We start from the raw sequence: 16,424 nt of genomic DNA on the forward strand, positions 1-16,424 counted from the left end.
GCCTCACCAAAGTCTGTAACAGATCAATCTCTTGCCGCTTTCCTTGCCAGATACCAACGGCCACCAATGACTAATAAGATACCGCCCAGAATCATCAGTGACGATAACAGTAGATTTAGGCTGATACCTTCTGCGACAAACAGCACACCACCAAATGCAGCAATCACAGGTACCGATAATTGGAGCACAGCAGCTTGGGTAGCGGAGTAATATTTCAATACTGCATACCAGATAATGTAGCCCAGGCCAGAGGTGATCGCGCCAGAGGTAACCGCTAACATAAAGCCTTGTGTACTGATGTCAGCACCCTGCCATAGCAGCCATAACGTCAGCACCAGCAGCATAGGCCAGGTACGCATGAAGTTGGCAGCAGTATCCAGCATAGGATTTTCAGAGCCCCGGCCCATCAGGGTATAAAAGCCCCAGGCGATACCTGCAAGAGTCATAAGGATGAAGCCTATTAGAGATGGCGTGGTAAGTCCCGGTAAGACCAGATAGATAAAACCAACAAAAGCGATAATCACACCCGCCCACTCTATTGTGTGTAGTTTCTGACCGGAGAGCAGACCGACAATAATCATAGTCAGCTGTACCGCGCCAAATAGAATCAGTGCGCCGGTGCCGGTATCCAGGTCCAGGTAGGCGATAGAGAAGGCGATGGCATAGAGAAATAGCATGCTGGCGGCTTTCAGGCTACCTTTGCTACTTAATAAGGCGAATAAGTTGCTGTTTGAACCAGACGATGTGTTGCTATCAGCCTGATGGTTTGCCGAAGCTTCAGATGAAGCGATGACAACTGGACCGGTCACAGATGTGTCAACTGAAGAAGTCTGTCGTTTTAGAAACCAGCAAGCCACTAATAACAGCATCACGATACCTGAGCCTAGGCGGATCAGGGTAAAGCTGATCGCGTCAACTGAGCCGTCACCCAGGGCTAATCGGCACAATACAGAGTTGGCTGCCAGTGCCGTGAGTGCTAAACATGTGAGCAGAGCGGCTTTTAACATCCCTATTCCTTATCTTAAGTGTATTGGTTCAGATCAAATCTGACACCGCTCAATGAAGAAGTGAGAGTTACCTGTCTTGATTGATGGTGATCAAACCTGTAATCAAAATACAACCGAGGTAACTCTTATGCTTCATATTAACGTTAAAATCACTCAACACAAAACCGGCTTACTCAATCTTGCTGAACAGAGATAACGCTTCTAAAGCCTGCACGATGATGAGAGTATCCAGAGATACATTCTCATCAGAGTAAGCGGTATTATCCGAAACTGCGGAACACCGATGCCAATATTGAAAGAAAAAAGATCTGGCGGGCTAAGCTTGTAAACTGAATATGGCCTGAAAGCCACCGCCCTGAAAGCCAATAACGGTCAGATCAAGTTGGGGTTAGTACAGTTGCCCGTATATTAAGCCTCTACAAACACTTTACTGGTTTTCAACCAAGCCATTCTTGGCCCAGTCAAAAGGACAGCCTTTACATCCCTTCATATAAGTCGCCTGGAAAGTCGCATAGTGTCTTCTTACACCGGTAAAGTCCGCATCCTCCAGCGTTGCTGCATTGAGTTTAGCTTCCTGAAGATTAGCATTTTTCAGGTTAGCACCTTTCAGATTAACCTTGGTCATCCAGGCTATTTCAAGGTTGGCGGCCTGTAAGTCGGCATACTGCATTTTTGCGGCACTCAGGCGGGAGAATTCGAGATTAGCACCACGCAGGTTCGCACGGTAGAAATTAGCTCCCTGAGCAAACATCGCCCAACCCTGAATAGCTTCTAGGTTGGCTTCTGTCAGATTAGAGCCACGCAGCGAGGCATGCCTGAGATCCGCGCGGGCCAGATTAGCCTTGGTCAGATTGGCTTTTTCGATTTTAGCATTCTTTAAAATGGTGTGGCGCAGGTCGGCACCTGCCAGATTAGCACCGGTCAGGTCCGCACCGGTCAGATCTTGGTTCTTTAAATCAGCACCGGACAGATCAACTCCAGGGCATTGTGTTTCTGGAGCAATGGTGCAGCCATTAATCACCAGATCATCTTCCGCCAGAGCGAATTGAGAGGCTAGCATAGTACCCAAGCAGGCGCTAAGACAGGTGCTGAGCAATAGTGCTTTTTTCATGATTAACTCCAGAGCAAAGTGGCTCTAAAAAAGGCCCGCACTTAAACGTTACAGGAGGGGAGTAAGTGCGGGCTAAACAGAGGGGGCAACTGCTATTAATTAGAACTTAGGCAGTTTGAATACCCAGAAGGAACCACCCTGTGACACAGGCTTGGTCAAATCAGCCATGTCGCCGCCCCACAGTGGTACTGCACCACCGTAACCACTGGCAATACCGATATACTGATCACCATCCTGTTCCCAAGTGATAGGGGAGGAGATGATGCCGGAGCCCGTCTGGAACTTCCAAAGCTCCTTACCGTTTTTGGCGTTAAAGGCTTTGATATAACCGTCACCGGTACCGGTGAATATCAGGTTACCTTTAGTGGCCAGAACACCTGCCCATAGAGGCAGCTTTTCTTTGTGAGACCAAACAATTTCACCTTTTACCGGATCAACCGCGCGCAGCACACCGACGTGGTCATCGTACATTTTCTTGATACGGAAGCCCTGCCCCAGGTAAGCCGCACCTTTCTTGTAGTGTACCTCTTCAGTCCAGTAGTCTTCTTTCCAGTGGTTAGCGCCCAGGTAGAACAGGCCGGTATCCTGGCTGTAAGCCATAGGGTTCCAGTTCTTACCGCCCAGGAATGGCGGTGATACTTCAACAGACTTACCACGCTTCTCGCCTTTTTCCGGCAGAGGAGGACGCTGACCCTCTACTTCAACCGGGCGGCCGGTTTTCTCATCGATATGTGTGGCCCAGGTGATGTTATCTACAAATGGGAAGCCACGGATAAAGTCACCGTTTTTACGGTCAACAACGTAGAAGAAACCGTTACGGTCTGCGTGAGCGGTCGCTTTTACAGTTTTGCCTTTGTCTTTGTACTCGAACAGTACCAGTTCGTTGTTACCGGAGAAGTCCCAGGCATCGTTTGGCGTGTGCTGGTAGAACCAATCCACTTCACCTGTGGTTGGATCAACCGCTACCTGGCCAGAAGTGTACAGGCTATCGTAGTCTGCAGGATCACCGCCAGGTGCAGTACGCGCCCAACCATTCCAAGGTGCAGGGTTGCCAGCACCTACGATAATGCGGTTGTTTTCAACGTCGAAACTGGCAGACTGCCAAGGTGCACCACCACCGTGGCTCCAAGCTTCCACTTTACCCGTTGGGGAGTTTGGATCATCAGGCCAGGACGGTGCTTTTGGATCACCAGTAGGGGTACTTTTCTTGCCATTCAGACGGCCATAGTGACCTTCAACAAATGGACGCATCCACACTTCTTCACCAGTCTTAGGATCACGGGCGAACAGTTTACCCACTACGCCGAACTCATCACCAGAGCTACCGTGGATCAGCAGTACACGACCGGTTTTCTGATCTTTAACGATCGTCGGGGCACCTGTCATGGTGTAGCCCGCAGTGTGATCTGCGAATTTCTTCTTCCAAACACGCTTACCGGTTTTCTTGTCCAGAGCAACAATCGCTGCATCCAGCGTACCGAAGTAAACATAATCACCGAAGATAGCTGCACCACGGTTTACTACATCACAGCATGGGCGAATATCATCTGGTAGACGATAGGAGTATGACCATAGGCGTTTACCTGTTTTTGCATCTAACGCGAACATACGTGAGTAAGAGCCAGTGACATAGATTACGCCATCATGTACCAGAGCTTGAGTTTCCTGACCACGTTGTTTCTCACCACCAAAAGAGAACGACCAGGCCGGCACCAACTTGTGAATGTTCTTGTCGTTGATTTCGGTCATATCGCTCCAGCGCTGAGCTTTAGGACCGATACCGTAACCCAGTACATCTTCAGGTGTGGTCGCGTCGTTTTTAATGTCGTCCCAGGTCACAGGCTTAGCGACTGCTGCACCGGCAACCAAGCTTAATCCGATAGCCGCGCAAAGAGGTTTTAAGCCTTTGATGTTCATTTTTTTTGTCATTTTTATAAACCCTATGGTTTGTACCTGTCTGGACAACATGACTCTGAGCTTGCACTCGGAATTCGTTTTGTCCAGACGCTCTTAATCATCGCTGTGATCAGCAAATTGCGTCTTCCATTCTCTAGGCTTGAGGTCAGGCACGACAACGGCAGAATGCCCTGGTATCTCGGGTACAGATCCCGTTTATGGGGGAAATATTCCCGTTAGTATTAGGGAAAAAACCCGTAGTAATTAACGAGGATTAGTGCTTGGGTACTGCTTCTATAGGTATAAAGGCGTACTTAGGTAGTAATGCGGCTGGAAAATGCTACCAAGGGAGTTATTTGGGGGCTCCAAAGTACAATTCTGACCTGAAGCGTGAGGCATATCATATAGACATCGCTGCTGAGGTGGAGGCTTCAGCTTAGTTATTAAGCTTAGCCGCGTTTACTGTTCTCTATTTTGAGCCGATGGCAGTCTCAAATAAGCTCCGAAATAAAGGCATAAGACGGAGAGTAACAGGTGCAGATTTGCAGAAACGCAACTGCTGGCGGCAAATAATATAAAAACAAAGTGGTGAATTTACGATGTCTATTAGTAAGAAGCTCTTAGGTTTAACAACGGCTGGCCTGCTGACGGCAGCTTTGTCTTCACAAGCTATGGCACACGGCGATGTCGTGCCTCAAGCAATCGACGTAACAGGTCTGCAGCTTCTGGGAGAAGAATGGCTGGATGAGAACCCATATACCACCGAGTATGAGAATCATGGCCTGGCGGTAAAAATCGGTGAGTCTGCGTATACTCAGAACTGCGCCCGTTGTCACGGCCTGGATGCGATCTCTGGCGGTATTGCCCCTGACCTACGTTACCTTGAGCCTGGAATTGAAGGTGATGAGTGGTTCAAATACCGTGTAGTAAACGGTGCCGTACGTGATGGTCGTGTTTATATGCCGAAAATGGCGGAGCACCTGAGCCAGGAAGCCCTGTGGGCGATTCGTGCATGGTTGGAGACCCGTGCGGAAACTGAATAATCTGTACGATCTGGATGAGTGCTTTTTATCTGTGCTTATCCCAGTGGTAGCACGCTAAAACCTCGCAAATGCGCCAGTCTGTCTGGCGCATTTGTTTTGTTGTCTCGCCAACATAGCCTGATCAGACTGTGTTATCAGCATTCCGCGATTAATACATGCTCTTGTGTATTCTGCTCTATATATTTTTACTTTATCGATAGTAGTGTTTATCAAGATGGTTGGCCCGATTTAGATCGGGATTTATTCCCGTGTTCAATCTCCATCCAGTCTTGTTTCTAACGCGCTTGTATCTCGCTTCTATTTTGCTTGCTTTTCTCATGTGTCTCACTTGGTCGTCCAGTATTTTGTCGGGCCCCGTATTGTCTGGCCTGTAGCCTGATGTGTAGCGAGAGGCTTATTTATCGCACTGATTAACATGGATAAAAGTCCGTGTCTTAAATGAGGTATTACTACCAAGTAACTATAAAACTACTCCCGGCGGTTAGTTGTTGCAAAACGGCATAAGAAAAACAATGACATGCATGATTCGGGAAATTTTCCCGGCTCTCTGCAAGCCAATAACAACAATCCGTAGAGGAGCGTACAATGAAGAAGTTCGCACTGTCTGCCATGATCGCAGCCATGACGATCGCAGGCACAGCATCAGCCAAAGTCACCGAGCAAGATATCCTGAATGATCAGGCGACCACGAATGACGTAGTGACCAATGGTATGGGGCACCGTGGTCAGCGTTTTTCGCCACTGGATAAGATTGATACCGATACGGTAAAAGATCTGCGCCCAGTTTGGTCTTTCTCTTTTGGTGGTGAAAAGCAGCGTGGTCAGGAATCTCAACCTCTGGTTAAAGATGGCGTGATGTTTGTAACCGGTTCCTACTCCCGCCTGTTTGCTATCGACGCCCGTACCGGTGACGAGCTGTGGCAATACGATGCACGTCTGCCAGATGGCATTATGCCATGCTGTGACGTAATCAACCGTGGTGCCGCTCTGTATGATGATCTGGTGATTTTTGCCACACTGGATGCCAAGCTGGTTGCTCTGGATCAGAAGACCGGTAAAGTGAAGTGGAAGAAGAAAGTCGCTGATTATAAAGAAGGTTACTCAATCTCTGCCGCACCTATGGTCGTTAAAGGGAAGGTGATTACCGGTGTCTCCGGTGGTGAGTTCGGTATCGTAGGTAAGGTTGAAGCCTATGATGCAAAAACCGGTAAAATTCAGTGGAGCCGTCCGACCGTTGAAGGTCACATGGGTTACGTGTGGAAAGACGGCAAAAAAACCGAAAATGGCATTTCCGGTGGCGAAGCGGGCAAAACCTGGCCTGGTGACCTGTGGAAATCCGGCGGTGCAGCGACTTGGTTAGGCGGTACTTATGACGCTGAAACCGATCTGATGTTCTTCGGCACGGGTAACCCTGCACCATGGAACTCTCACCTGCGTCCGGGTGATAACCTCTTCTCCTCCTCTCGTCTGGCGATTGATCCAGATGACGGCAAAATTGTTTGGCACTTCCAAACCACACCACACGATGGTTGGGATTACGATGGTGTAAACGAGCTGATCTCTTTTGACTATAAAGAAGGCGGTAAAACGGTTAAAGCAGCAGCAACCGCTGACCGTAATGGCTTCTTCTACGTACTGAACCGTGAAAACGGCGACTTTATCCGTGGTTTCCCATTTGTTGATAAGATCACCTGGGCCACAGGTCTGGATGAGAAAACAGGTCGTCCGATCTATGCGGCTGATGGCCGTCCAGGTGACCCACGTAAGAGCGCCGATGGCAAGAAAGGTGAGGCTGTCGTAGCGATTCCTTCTTTCCTGGGTGGTAAGAACTGGATGCCGATGGCATACAGCCAGGAGACCGAACTGTTCTACGTACCCTCTAATGAATGGGCGATGGATATCTGGAATGAGCCAACAGCCTATAAGAAAGGTGCGGCGTACTTAGGTGCGGGTTTCACCATTAGGCCTACGAATGATGAGTACATCGGTGTTCTGCGTGCAATCGATCCGAAAACTGGTGAAGAGAAGTGGCGTTATAAGAACTACGCACCTCTGTGGGGCGGCGTACTGGCTACTAAAGGTAATCTGGTCTTCACGGGTAACCCAGAAGGTTATCTGATGGCCTTTGACGCTAAAACCGGTGAGATGAAGTACAAGTTTAACACTGGTTCCGGCATCGTAGGTTCTCCAATCACATGGGAGCAGGATGGTGAGCAGTTTATCTCTGTCGTGTCTGGCTGGGGTGGTGCAGTACCTCTGTGGGGTGGTGAAGTGGCTAAGCGTGTGAAACACCTGAATCAGGGTGGTTCCGTTTGGACCTTTAAGCTGCCTAAAGAAGACGAGAAATAGGCTTTCGTTTTTAAGGTAGTGCGATAAAGCGATTTTTTCGCTCGGTATGTCTATGCTGTTTAGCGTCGGGTTTGATCCCTCCACCTTTTCAGGTTCAGGCCTGACGCATTTTTACTTCAGACAGTGCCAATGATATAGCCGTGTAGTTGAGCCGTACCTTTAAGTACGTTCAGCTGCATGTCCGCAAATAAAAAGGCAACTTAATAGCTCTTTAAACTGGGCCATTGAGTCGCCTTTTTCTATTTGTCTCAGTTCTTTTTATGTTCGGGGAGCAGAAAACTTTTTATAAGGACTACGCTACCTGTCGTGGGTCGGTCTTCTGGACAATAGGACGTTGCAGCTGTTCTAAACGGAAGTTCTCAAGAGCTGAGTAAGCACTAAAGTCGTAAAGCTCACGGAAAGTTACCCAATCCAGCAGTGCAAATAAGCATATGGCGGGATACTGCCAGTTATCAAACAGACCGTCTCTTACCATCTGTTCTAATACTGGCAGAGTTTGGTCGATACGCTCTTCCTGTAACTTTAGAATCAGAATATTACTCTCAATATCAATACCTGAACGAAGGGACATCAGCTGAATAATAAAAGACTCCTGCAGGCTATCCACCAAACTAATTGCATTTTCCTGCTCCAGTGTCAGGGTCTCTTTCAGCATTTTATCGTTCAGGTATCGATAGATGACACGGGAATCAAATACCGACTGATCTCCATCCACTAACATCGGAATTTTCATAGCAGGAGTATAGGTTCTGAGCACCTCCCGCCCTTCTTCGCTATAGATATTCAGATCGACAAACTCATAGTCTGCCTCAGCCAACCACAGGCGAATACGACGCACATAAGGGGATGGGGTTGAACCTACCAATTTCATTATCATAACTCCTGCGGAAACAATTAATACCATTCCCGATAAGTTTCTTGATATCAGAGTAGCTTGGATAAGCGAAGCGCCATCCGACACTTTCACCGGTACCTGATTGTTGTCGGAGGGCACCTTGCGGTGTTTCCGATCTACAACAGTTTATCTGGTTTGGTATAACTGTAACGATTGCCAAATCAAAAAGGATACAGGCCACTGAATTTAAGTGCTTTTTGCCATTAATGCCATACTCTCAAGCATCTTTAATGGGCAACAACTAAATAAAACCCTTTCTCAGCAGCTGCAGAGCACCTCAGCCATGATGAAGAAATGGTTTGTTTGCGGCCTCATGGATCATAGCCAGGCCACTTTTTTATCGTAGCTAAGACACTGTGTTACTGGCGGTAGTCGCAAACTGCTCCAAGTCAAAAGCCATTAACTGCTCTGCAGACATTGCTTTGGCATAGAACCAGCCCTGATGCATAAACACCTGACTCTCCTTCAGGTATTGAGCCTGAGCTTCAGTCTCCACGCCTTCCGCAATAATAACCAGATTCAACTTATGAGATAGCGAGATAATCGCTTCCAGTACCTTGCTGCGTGGTGAGTCAGTATCAATAGCAGAAACAAAGCTTTGATCAATCTTCAGAATATCCAGTGGCAGCTGCTGCAGATACTGCAAACCTGCATAACCGGTACCAAAATCATCCACGGCTATGGTTATAGCCGGACTCATGACCAATACTGGACAAGATCAAGTTCATCACAGGCTGAGGAACCAATGCGTTGATTTCGCTGCCATCACTGCGGGTTTTGGCGACAATCAAGGCAAACTCCTGCATAAAGCTCACCAATTCAGGACCGTGAAAGCGCAAATTGTATTGCGCAGGCGGTTTCTGAACGGAAAGTGACGGGATAATTTTGCCCCAACTGGTACAGTGTAACTGACCTATATTACTCACCAGGCCAAACTCCGCCACAAAGGGCACGGCAAAATGGGCTGAACGCAGCGTGTGCAACACATCCGTATCACAATTCAGTGAGAGTTTATCCTGGCGACGAAAAAAGCCTTCCAAGCTGCTGAAGGTGTGCTCAAGCTCGATAAAAACGGTATTGAATTTTGATGCTAACTCATCTTGTTTCGCATCAATACGATTTTGAACTTGTGAGGGGTAGGTTACGAGTATGGCTAACAGGGTTACGATACCCGCCAAGATATAGGCCGGTAGCTGAAGTGCTTGTTTACTCATCCATTGCATAAAGCCACCCTATTTGATTTATATGGCCTTTTTACTCAAATCAGGCCCAAGATGTACCCTCAGGCTTTTATGATTACAGCAGAGAATCCCACCCGGTGCTAGTAGTCAGTCATTATAAAAAAACAGGATGTTAAACTTGTTCTCAAAAGGTGTAATGAACCTAACTGATTGAGGTCATACTAAATGAAAAAGCGTTATGTGGTGAAATTAACGTAGGAATAACGTAATCACTTAATTGATCTAGTGAAACGAGGTTGTGTGGCCGCTTATCGTCGATGTCATGCAGAATCTTACTGCTGGTTGACTAGGGTGAGTATGGCCCGTCTCTCACTGACAGTGACGCTGCAGAAAGAGTGAGATATAGCTGGCGTACTATTAGCAAATCCGAGAATGCTGTGTGACAGAAGGCCAAGCACAAGCACTCGAACGTAAGAAACGCAGTCGTGAGCGTACACCGCGTTTAGATGGTGAAGAAGAAGCCAAACTAGTGAGTCTGGCTTGCAGTGAAGCTTCCCAGGGAAGATCGCGTTGAACGCTACGCTTACAGGCAGAGAAGTTGGTTGAATTAGATACGGTTGATATATTTATCACTGCCCCAGGATCTTCTCTGCCTTGGCGACTACTGGCCAATCGACCATCTTACCATCCAGTTCAAATACCGCTTCTCCTGCTTCCTGTGCATGCTGCCAGCCCGTCAGGATACGTTGAGCCCAATCGATCAAAGGTTGATCCGGGTGGTAGATCTGGTTCACTAGCACCACTTGGTTGGGATGAATGCAAAACGCCGCACTAAAGCCCAGTTCGAAGCCCTTTTCCAGTTGTTGCTGATACAGCTCCAGATCACGAAACTCTGCCATGGAACCCACTAGACCGATGGGCTGAATATGGGCTGAACGGGCGGCCATCACCAGCTGTTGGCATGGGCCGTATAGGGTGGAGGGTGTATTTTGCATACCCATTGTCAGCGCAAAATCTTCGGTACCCATGCCCAAACCGATTAAACGTGGGCTGGCGTGGGCGATCTCACGGGCGTTATACATACCATCAATACTTTCGATAAAGCCAATAATACTGGTATGGCCAATCGGTAAGCCTTTTTGCTGCTCGATCTCAGTCAGGGCTTCATCAATAAAGTGTATTCGTGCCGCGTTATCTGTTTTCGGCACTATGATGGCAGAGACCTGTCTATCCACAATTTTTTCCAGGTCTTTTAGTAGTAGTGTCCAAGGGCGATTGACCCGTACCCAGATCTTTTGTTGAGCCAAATATTGTTGGCATAGTGGCAAAAGTTGTTCTCTGGCCTGGGCTTTTAACTCCGTAGGTACCGCATCCTCCAGATCCAGAGCAATAACGTCCGCACCGCGCTGGCTGGCCTTTGCGATAAAGCTTTCTTTATGTGCCGGGATATACAAAATGCTTTTAGGCTGTTGATACTGAGCTGGCTGTGGGTGTTGATCAGGTTGTAGGGGCATAAGGTATATCTCCGGTATTTTTTTGATAGCGGATAGGTTTTTTGTCTGTTGACATTAACCTGTCTTTTTTTTGTCACTCGATTGTAAATTCGCACTTGCAGCATATAACAGGAATCTAAATGACATTTTGTGACTAAGTGCCTGAATAAAAGCGTTGTTGTGTCTTCCGATAGCTCCAAGTGAAGTATCGGCGGTGCAAAATATCACTGTATTCAGGTGTATATTGATACCAAAGGATTTAAGCATGGTCGATAAGCATTGGGATGCGGACGAAGATAAACGCAGTAGTCCGAAAAAGCATCCGGCACTGACGGATATTTTGCATAAAATTGCAAAAAAGAATCCAGATGACGCCTTAATTACAGACCGATTGCTCAGTAAAAAGAAGAAAGATAAAAAGAAGCCAAAGACTGAGTTCTCTTTTTCCGGCCTGCCACAAGGGGTCGATGGTACTCACCATGTGGTCAAGGGTTACCGTGCCGATGTCTTAGTGCGATGGGGTGATCCGGTCACCTATGATGCGCCGGATTTCGACCCTGAAAACCAAACACCAGAGGCTCAGGCACGTCAGTTTGGCTATAACAATGATTTTGTCGGTTTTCTGCCATTACCCATCGGCACCCATAACCCGGATCGTGGTTTGCTGACCGTGAATCATGAGTACACTTGCCGCAAGCTGATGTTCCCTGAGCATAGCCGGAAAAAGGGTAAAAAAGCCGATTACGAGAAGCTGCTGTGTGATATTGAGATGGCGGCTCATGGTCTGTCCGTTGTAGAAATTGAGAAAGATCGTAAAGGGCGTTGGAGTCTGGTGCGTTTCAGTCCCTATAATCGCCGTATTACACCTCTGGCTTCTGCCGTGGATATCTCAGGCCCTGCAGCGGGTCATCAGCGTATGTGTACCGAATATGACCCTGAAGGTCTTCATGTTCTGGGAACATTGAATAACTGTGCAGGGGGTATTACACCCTGGGGTACGATCCTGACCGCTGAGGAGAACTTCAACGGTTACTTCTGGGGTGCGAAGAAGGATCATCCTGAGAAAGATAAGCTGAAGCGCTACGGTGTGCCGGGTAAATGGTTTGATTGGGGTAAGTTTCACGACCGCTTTAATATAGAGAAAGAGCCGAATGAGCCTAATCGTTATGGTTGGCTGGTGGAGCTGGACCCCTATGACCCTCATGCCCGTCCTATCAAGCGTACCGCTCTGGGACGCTTTAAACATGAAGGTTCAGCAGTGTTGTTAAACGTGGATGATCGCGTGGTGGTTTACTCTGCTGATGATCAAACCGGCGAATATATCTATAAGTTTGTCTCTGACAACCGTTTTGATATTGCCAATCGTCGCGCGAACTTTGATCTGTTGGATCACGGCACCCTGTATGTCGCTAAATTTGAAGAGACCGGCTGTGTGCATTGGCTACCTTTGGTCCAGGGTGAAGGTCCACTGACCAAGGAAAACGGTTTTGACAGCCAGGCCGACGTTCTGATTGATGCCCGTATTGCCGCAGATCTGTTGGGCGCTACTGCCCTGGATCGTCCGGAGGATGTGATCATCAACCAGAAAAATGGTGCGGTCTACGTGATGTTACTGGGTGATAATGCCGGTGATGACGATCACTCAATGAATGGCCGGATTCTGGAGTTACGTGCTGATGACAATGATCACTCTCTGATCGAAGGTCACTGGAATATTCTGCTGCATACCGATGGCCTGCATCCTAAAGAGGATGAAGAGGTCAATAAAAAAGGCTTACACGATGACTGGTTTATTGCCCCGGATAATGGCGCGGTAGACGGTCGGGGGCGGTTATGGGTCACTACAGATCAGGGTGATCATTGGGGGCAGAGTGGCTCAGCGGATGGTATCTGGGCTGTGGAAACTCATGGTAAGCGCCGAGGGATGGCACGGATGTTCTTCCGGGTTCCTGTGGGGGCCGAGATGGCGAGTCCGGCATTTACACCGGATGATAAAACCATGTTTATTGCGGTTCAGCATCCCGGTTCCGATGGTACCAGGGAGTATCCTGAGTTTGCCCGAGAGTCTACTTTTGCAGACCCAGCGACCCGTTGGCCAGACTTTGAACCCAATATGCCACCACGGCCATCGGTCGTTGTGATCAGCAAAAAAGACGGTGGCGTGGTTGGCAGCTAACCCGTGTTGTTAGCGGGTTAATGCCTGCTCAATGGGGTCGAGGAAGGCGATAAAGTCTTCCTCGATCGTATCCAGGCTATCACTTAAGCGATGATCGTCCGCCAGCAGATGAAGTTGGCTGTCGGTCTGCTGGCTGGCTTGATTGCTGTTTATCCAGGGGATAGTGCTGTCAAACAGACCATGAATAATAAAACGGTGTTGTGCGTTGAGCTCAGGCCACTGTAATGGGTATTTTTCCATCCCAAAGGCTGGAGCCATCAAAAAAAGCCCGGCCGCAGGAAATTTCTGGCTGGCGCGGGTTGCCACATAGCCTCCCATGCTGGAACCGACCAGTACCAGCTCCTGTTGGGGGATCTTCATCTCCCTCAGATACTCATTCAGCATCGCTACCCGAGCTTCTGGATTATCAGGGTTAGTCGCAGACAGATAATTCAGCGCGGAATACTCATGGCCACGTTCATTGGCGATACGGGAGAACAGCTGTCCTTTATTGCCCCAGGGACCGCTTTCCTTACCGTGGACAAAACAGATATGCAGGGACATGCTTGTTCTCCTTGTTGAGCGATTGAGTACTCTGTTTACTATAGAAGATGCGACACGGTTGGATGTGTTCAAACGAGACGCTTAGGGTTCATGACCGGCAGAGCGCTAACCTTATGAGGAAGGCGTTAATTGAGTCAGATCCTCAATATAGCCTCGGGGCTTATCTCGACGATCACCAATAACCCGTGCGGGATTACCGGCCACTATGGCAAACTCAGGCACATCCCTGGTCACCATGCTGTTCATACCAATCACGGCATGATTGCCAATGGTTACGCCATCTCGTACACCAGCTCCAGCACCTATCCAAACATCTTCGCCAATCACAATGCCTTTTGAGCTATTGGCTTGCTGATAGATTGGCTGTTCAGGTGACATACCGTGATCAAAGGCATAAAGCTTACATTGGTTGGCGATACGGGTCCGGCTGCCAATTTTGATACCGGCTTTACCGCCATCTATCGAGCAACTGTGATTAATAGCAATCTCATCACCCATCTCAATGGGGCCATGAAGAAAGCTATGGGCTGCCACGAAACACTGATCACCAAAGGTAATATCCCGACCCGGTTCGGCAAAAATGGCGGCGTCCGGTGAGATAAAACAGTGCTCACCTAGAGTGACCGTTTCAACATCGCATAAAGCATCCTGAATCTGTTGCTGCCAGAGGCCAGCCCATTTCAGATGTTTGGCCTTTAAACGATAGAACAACCAGGGCATCCAGCTTAAACGGCGTTTATGCTGTTCTGTGTATTTATTCCCAGGGTTAGGTGTGGAGATATCAGTGCTTTCTTTCATAGTGTGAATTGTGCCAATACGTCAGTAAATCAGCAAGTTATTGTCGCTCTCAGAACTTTCTATCAGATTGATGCTAAGGCATTATTTGATCTATTGATTTTGATCCTTGGCACTTTTCGTAAAGAAGCTCCAAGGAGAGTGATAAAAGGGGAGAGTGCCACGTTATGGCGATCACATTAACAACCGTCAAAGGTGAGCAGTTACAGCATTATATTACTGACCTGGCCCGTTTACGTATTCAGGTCTTTCGTGACTATCCCTATCTCTATGATGGTGATGAAGCCTACGAGCAGGAATATCTGCACACCTATATCGCTTCTGGGCAGGCCATGGCCGTGTTGGCACTGGATGATAGTTTACCCGTTGAACAACAGGTGATCGGTGCTTCGACCGGCGTGCCTATGAAGCATGAAGATGACGCGTTTAAAGCGCCTTTTATTGAAGCGGGTATCAACCCGGAAACCCTATTTTATTGCGGTGAGTCGGTACTGTTGCCTGAGTATCGTGGCCAGGGGATATATAAAGGCTTTTTTGCCGGACGGGAAAACTATGTCCGCGAACTCGGTGGCTTTAAGGAGATCTGCTTCTGTGGCGTACAACGACCCGATGATCATCCATTAAAACCTGAGGGTTATCAGTCTCTTGACGAAGTGTGGCGACATTTTGGTTATCAACCACGCCCTGACCTGATAACTGATTATCCCTGGAAAGATATCGATCAGCCCGAATCGACCGATCACCCTATGATGTTCTGGATAAAAGCACTGTGAATACGCACTCCCAAAGCAGCAGTTTTCAAACAAACGAGTCTCAGAAAAACAGATCTCAAAAAGATAAAACCAGTAGCCAAAGCCAACAGGTCAAAGTGGCCAGTGCTGCTTATGAGGTGAGCTTTATTGAAAGCTGGCAGGTTTATGAAGATAAAATAGGCCGTTGGGTCAAAGAGGCCGTTGAGAAAGGTGCCGAGTTACTGGTGTTTCCAGAGTACTTCTCCATGGAACTGGCATCGATGTTCGGTGAACAGGTTTATTCTTCTCTATCTGAGCAGTTGATCGCGATACAGCAGATTCTGTCTGATTTTAAGCACCTGTTTTCCTCCCTGGCACAACAGCATGACCTCTATATCCAATCTGGGACGATTCCTGTTTTGATAGAAAAGGGACACGACGAGGGTGAGGGGGCGTCCCCACACAAGGGTAAAGCTAAATACGTTAATCGCGCTTATCTGTTTTATCCCGACGGCCAAGTGAAATGGCAGGATAAACTGCAGATGACCCGCTTTGAGAACGAGCAGTGGTTTATCAGTGCCGGTGAAGCACTTAAGGTGTTCGAGACTCGTTTTGGCCGATTAGGGATCAATATCTGTTACGACTCAGAGTTCCCCATGTTTGCCCGTCAGCAGGTAGAAGCCGGTGCCGATCTGATTCTGGTGCCCAGCTGTACTGACACTCTGGCTGGTTATCATCGGGTACAGATTGGCTGTCGAGCCAGAGCCCTGGAAAACCAGTGTTTTGTCATTCAGTCACCACTGGTCGGCGATGCGTTATGGTCGCCTGCTATTGATGAAAATCGTGGTGCTGCCGGTGTGTTTGCTCCTGTTGATTATGGTTTCCCCTCTGACGGTATCATAGAGCAGTTGCCACTTAATCAAGCCGGTTGGTGTTATGCCCAATTAGATTTGACTGAGCTAGCCCGTGTGAGGCAGCAAGGTCAGGTGTTTAACTATCGGGATTGGCCGGGACAGATGCGTATTGATCACTGTGAGGTGGAGTAACCCTTTTAGGCGTTAGCCAAAGCCTACAGCAATAGGTACTTATATTAATGTGGCTTTGTGAAAAGCTTTTGTGTTTTCTGCTATTGCTCAGAAGGGTATTAAACGCTTCAGTTTAGCTGACGATTGCCGATGAACTTTTTATGACATCGGCAATTTTT

General features: G+C 48.1%; 15 protein-coding genes. 6 read left to right on the forward strand and 9 right to left on the reverse strand.

Annotated features, from left to right (window positions below; genetic code table 11):
• Nucleotides 1-23: 23 nt before the first annotated feature.
• The 3 genes from H579_RS0107290 to exaA all read right to left on the reverse strand — a co-directional run bounded on the left by H579_RS0107290 (nt 24) and on the right by exaA (nt 4,047).
• Nucleotides 24-1,007 carry a DMT family transporter gene (locus H579_RS0107290; protein WP_028300130.1) on the reverse strand — a complete coding sequence of 328 codons (984 nt, stop codon included), beginning with the start codon at nt 1,005-1,007 and terminating at the stop codon, nt 24-26.
• A 427-nt stretch (nt 1,008-1,434) separates the two neighbouring features.
• Nucleotides 1,435-2,118 (reverse strand): pentapeptide repeat-containing protein, encoded by a 684-nt coding sequence (locus tag H579_RS0107295; protein WP_028300131.1) that lies wholly within the window; start codon nt 2,116-2,118, stop codon nt 1,435-1,437.
• Nucleotides 2,119-2,217: 99 nt separating this feature from the next.
• Complete coding sequence (gene exaA, locus H579_RS0107300) at nt 2,218-4,047, reverse strand: quinoprotein ethanol dehydrogenase (RefSeq protein WP_028300132.1); 1,830 nt, start codon at nt 4,045-4,047, stop codon at nt 2,218-2,220.
• A 566-nt stretch (nt 4,048-4,613) separates the two neighbouring features.
• Here exaA and pedF point away from each other — a divergent pair.
• Nucleotides 4,614-5,057: a cytochrome c-550 PedF gene (gene pedF / locus H579_RS0107305; protein WP_028300133.1), complete on the forward strand. Its 444-nt coding sequence runs from the start codon at nt 4,614-4,616 to the stop codon at nt 5,055-5,057.
• A gap of 585 nt (nt 5,058-5,642) precedes the next feature.
• Nucleotides 5,643-7,406, forward strand: a complete 1,764-nt coding sequence (locus H579_RS0107310) for a PQQ-dependent methanol/ethanol family dehydrogenase (RefSeq protein ID WP_028300134.1) — start codon at nt 5,643-5,645, stop codon at nt 7,404-7,406.
• 292 nt (nt 7,407-7,698) lie between these two features.
• Here the strand turns inward: H579_RS0107310 and H579_RS0107315 are convergent, their stop codons facing one another.
• The 3 genes from H579_RS0107315 to H579_RS0107330 all read right to left on the reverse strand — a co-directional run bounded on the left by H579_RS0107315 (nt 7,699) and on the right by H579_RS0107330 (nt 9,524).
• On the reverse strand, nt 7,699-8,277 hold the full coding sequence (locus H579_RS0107315; RefSeq protein ID WP_028300135.1) for a glutathione S-transferase family protein: 579 nt from the start codon (nt 8,275-8,277) through the stop codon (nt 7,699-7,701).
• 370 nt (nt 8,278-8,647) lie between these two features.
• Entirely contained in the window at nt 8,648-9,001 is a 354-nt protein-coding gene (locus H579_RS0107325) for an EAL domain-containing protein (RefSeq protein WP_084624007.1), read from the reverse strand.
• Nucleotides 8,970-9,524, reverse strand: coding sequence for a CSS-motif domain-containing protein (locus H579_RS0107330; protein WP_036565622.1), 555 nt, complete (start codon nt 9,522-9,524; stop codon nt 8,970-8,972). The genes H579_RS0107325 and H579_RS0107330 overlap by 32 nt, the downstream gene beginning before the upstream one ends.
• 397 nt (nt 9,525-9,921) lie before the next feature.
• On the opposite strand from H579_RS0107330, the gene H579_RS29850 reads away from it, so the two are divergent.
• A complete protein-coding gene (locus H579_RS29850) occupies nt 9,922-10,056 on the forward strand; it encodes a hypothetical protein (RefSeq protein WP_281167022.1) in 135 nt (44 codons plus the stop codon).
• A 55-nt stretch (nt 10,057-10,111) separates the two neighbouring features.
• Here H579_RS29850 and H579_RS0107340 read toward each other — a convergent pair whose 3' ends face one another.
• Entirely contained in the window at nt 10,112-10,996 is an 885-nt protein-coding gene (locus tag H579_RS0107340) for an HpcH/HpaI aldolase/citrate lyase family protein (protein ID WP_051227406.1), read from the reverse strand.
• A 244-nt stretch (nt 10,997-11,240) separates the two neighbouring features.
• Here H579_RS0107340 and H579_RS0107345 point away from each other — a divergent pair, with 244 nt between their 5' ends.
• On the forward strand, nt 11,241-13,151 hold the full coding sequence (locus H579_RS0107345; RefSeq protein WP_028300139.1) for a PhoX family protein: 1,911 nt from the start codon (nt 11,241-11,243) through the stop codon (nt 13,149-13,151).
• 9 nt (nt 13,152-13,160) lie between these two features.
• On the opposite strand, the gene H579_RS0107350 is transcribed toward H579_RS0107345, so the two are convergent.
• Together H579_RS0107350 and H579_RS24665 are read right to left on the reverse strand one after the other, a co-directional pair.
• Nucleotides 13,161-13,694, reverse strand: coding sequence for a YqiA/YcfP family alpha/beta fold hydrolase (locus tag H579_RS0107350; RefSeq protein ID WP_028300140.1), 534 nt, complete (start codon nt 13,692-13,694; stop codon nt 13,161-13,163).
• 111 nt (nt 13,695-13,805) lie between these two features.
• Entirely contained in the window at nt 13,806-14,492 is a 687-nt protein-coding gene (locus H579_RS24665) for an acyltransferase (protein WP_051227407.1), read from the reverse strand.
• A gap of 164 nt (nt 14,493-14,656) precedes the next feature.
• Between H579_RS24665 and H579_RS0107360 the strand changes: the two genes are divergently transcribed.
• Nucleotides 14,657-15,262, forward strand: a complete 606-nt coding sequence (locus H579_RS0107360; protein ID WP_028300141.1) for a hypothetical protein — start codon at nt 14,657-14,659, stop codon at nt 15,260-15,262.
• The gene (locus H579_RS0107365) at nt 15,259-16,266 is read left to right on the forward strand and encodes a carbon-nitrogen hydrolase family protein (RefSeq protein WP_084624008.1); all 1,008 of its coding nucleotides are present in this window, start codon (nt 15,259-15,261) and stop codon (nt 16,264-16,266) included. The genes H579_RS0107360 and H579_RS0107365 overlap by 4 nt, the downstream gene beginning before the upstream one ends.
• The last annotated feature ends 158 nt before the right edge of the window (nt 16,267-16,424 follow it).

Source organism: Oceanospirillum beijerinckii DSM 7166 (genome assembly GCF_000422425.1).
Lineage (GTDB): Bacteria > Pseudomonadota > Gammaproteobacteria > Pseudomonadales > Halomonadaceae > Oceanospirillum > Oceanospirillum beijerinckii.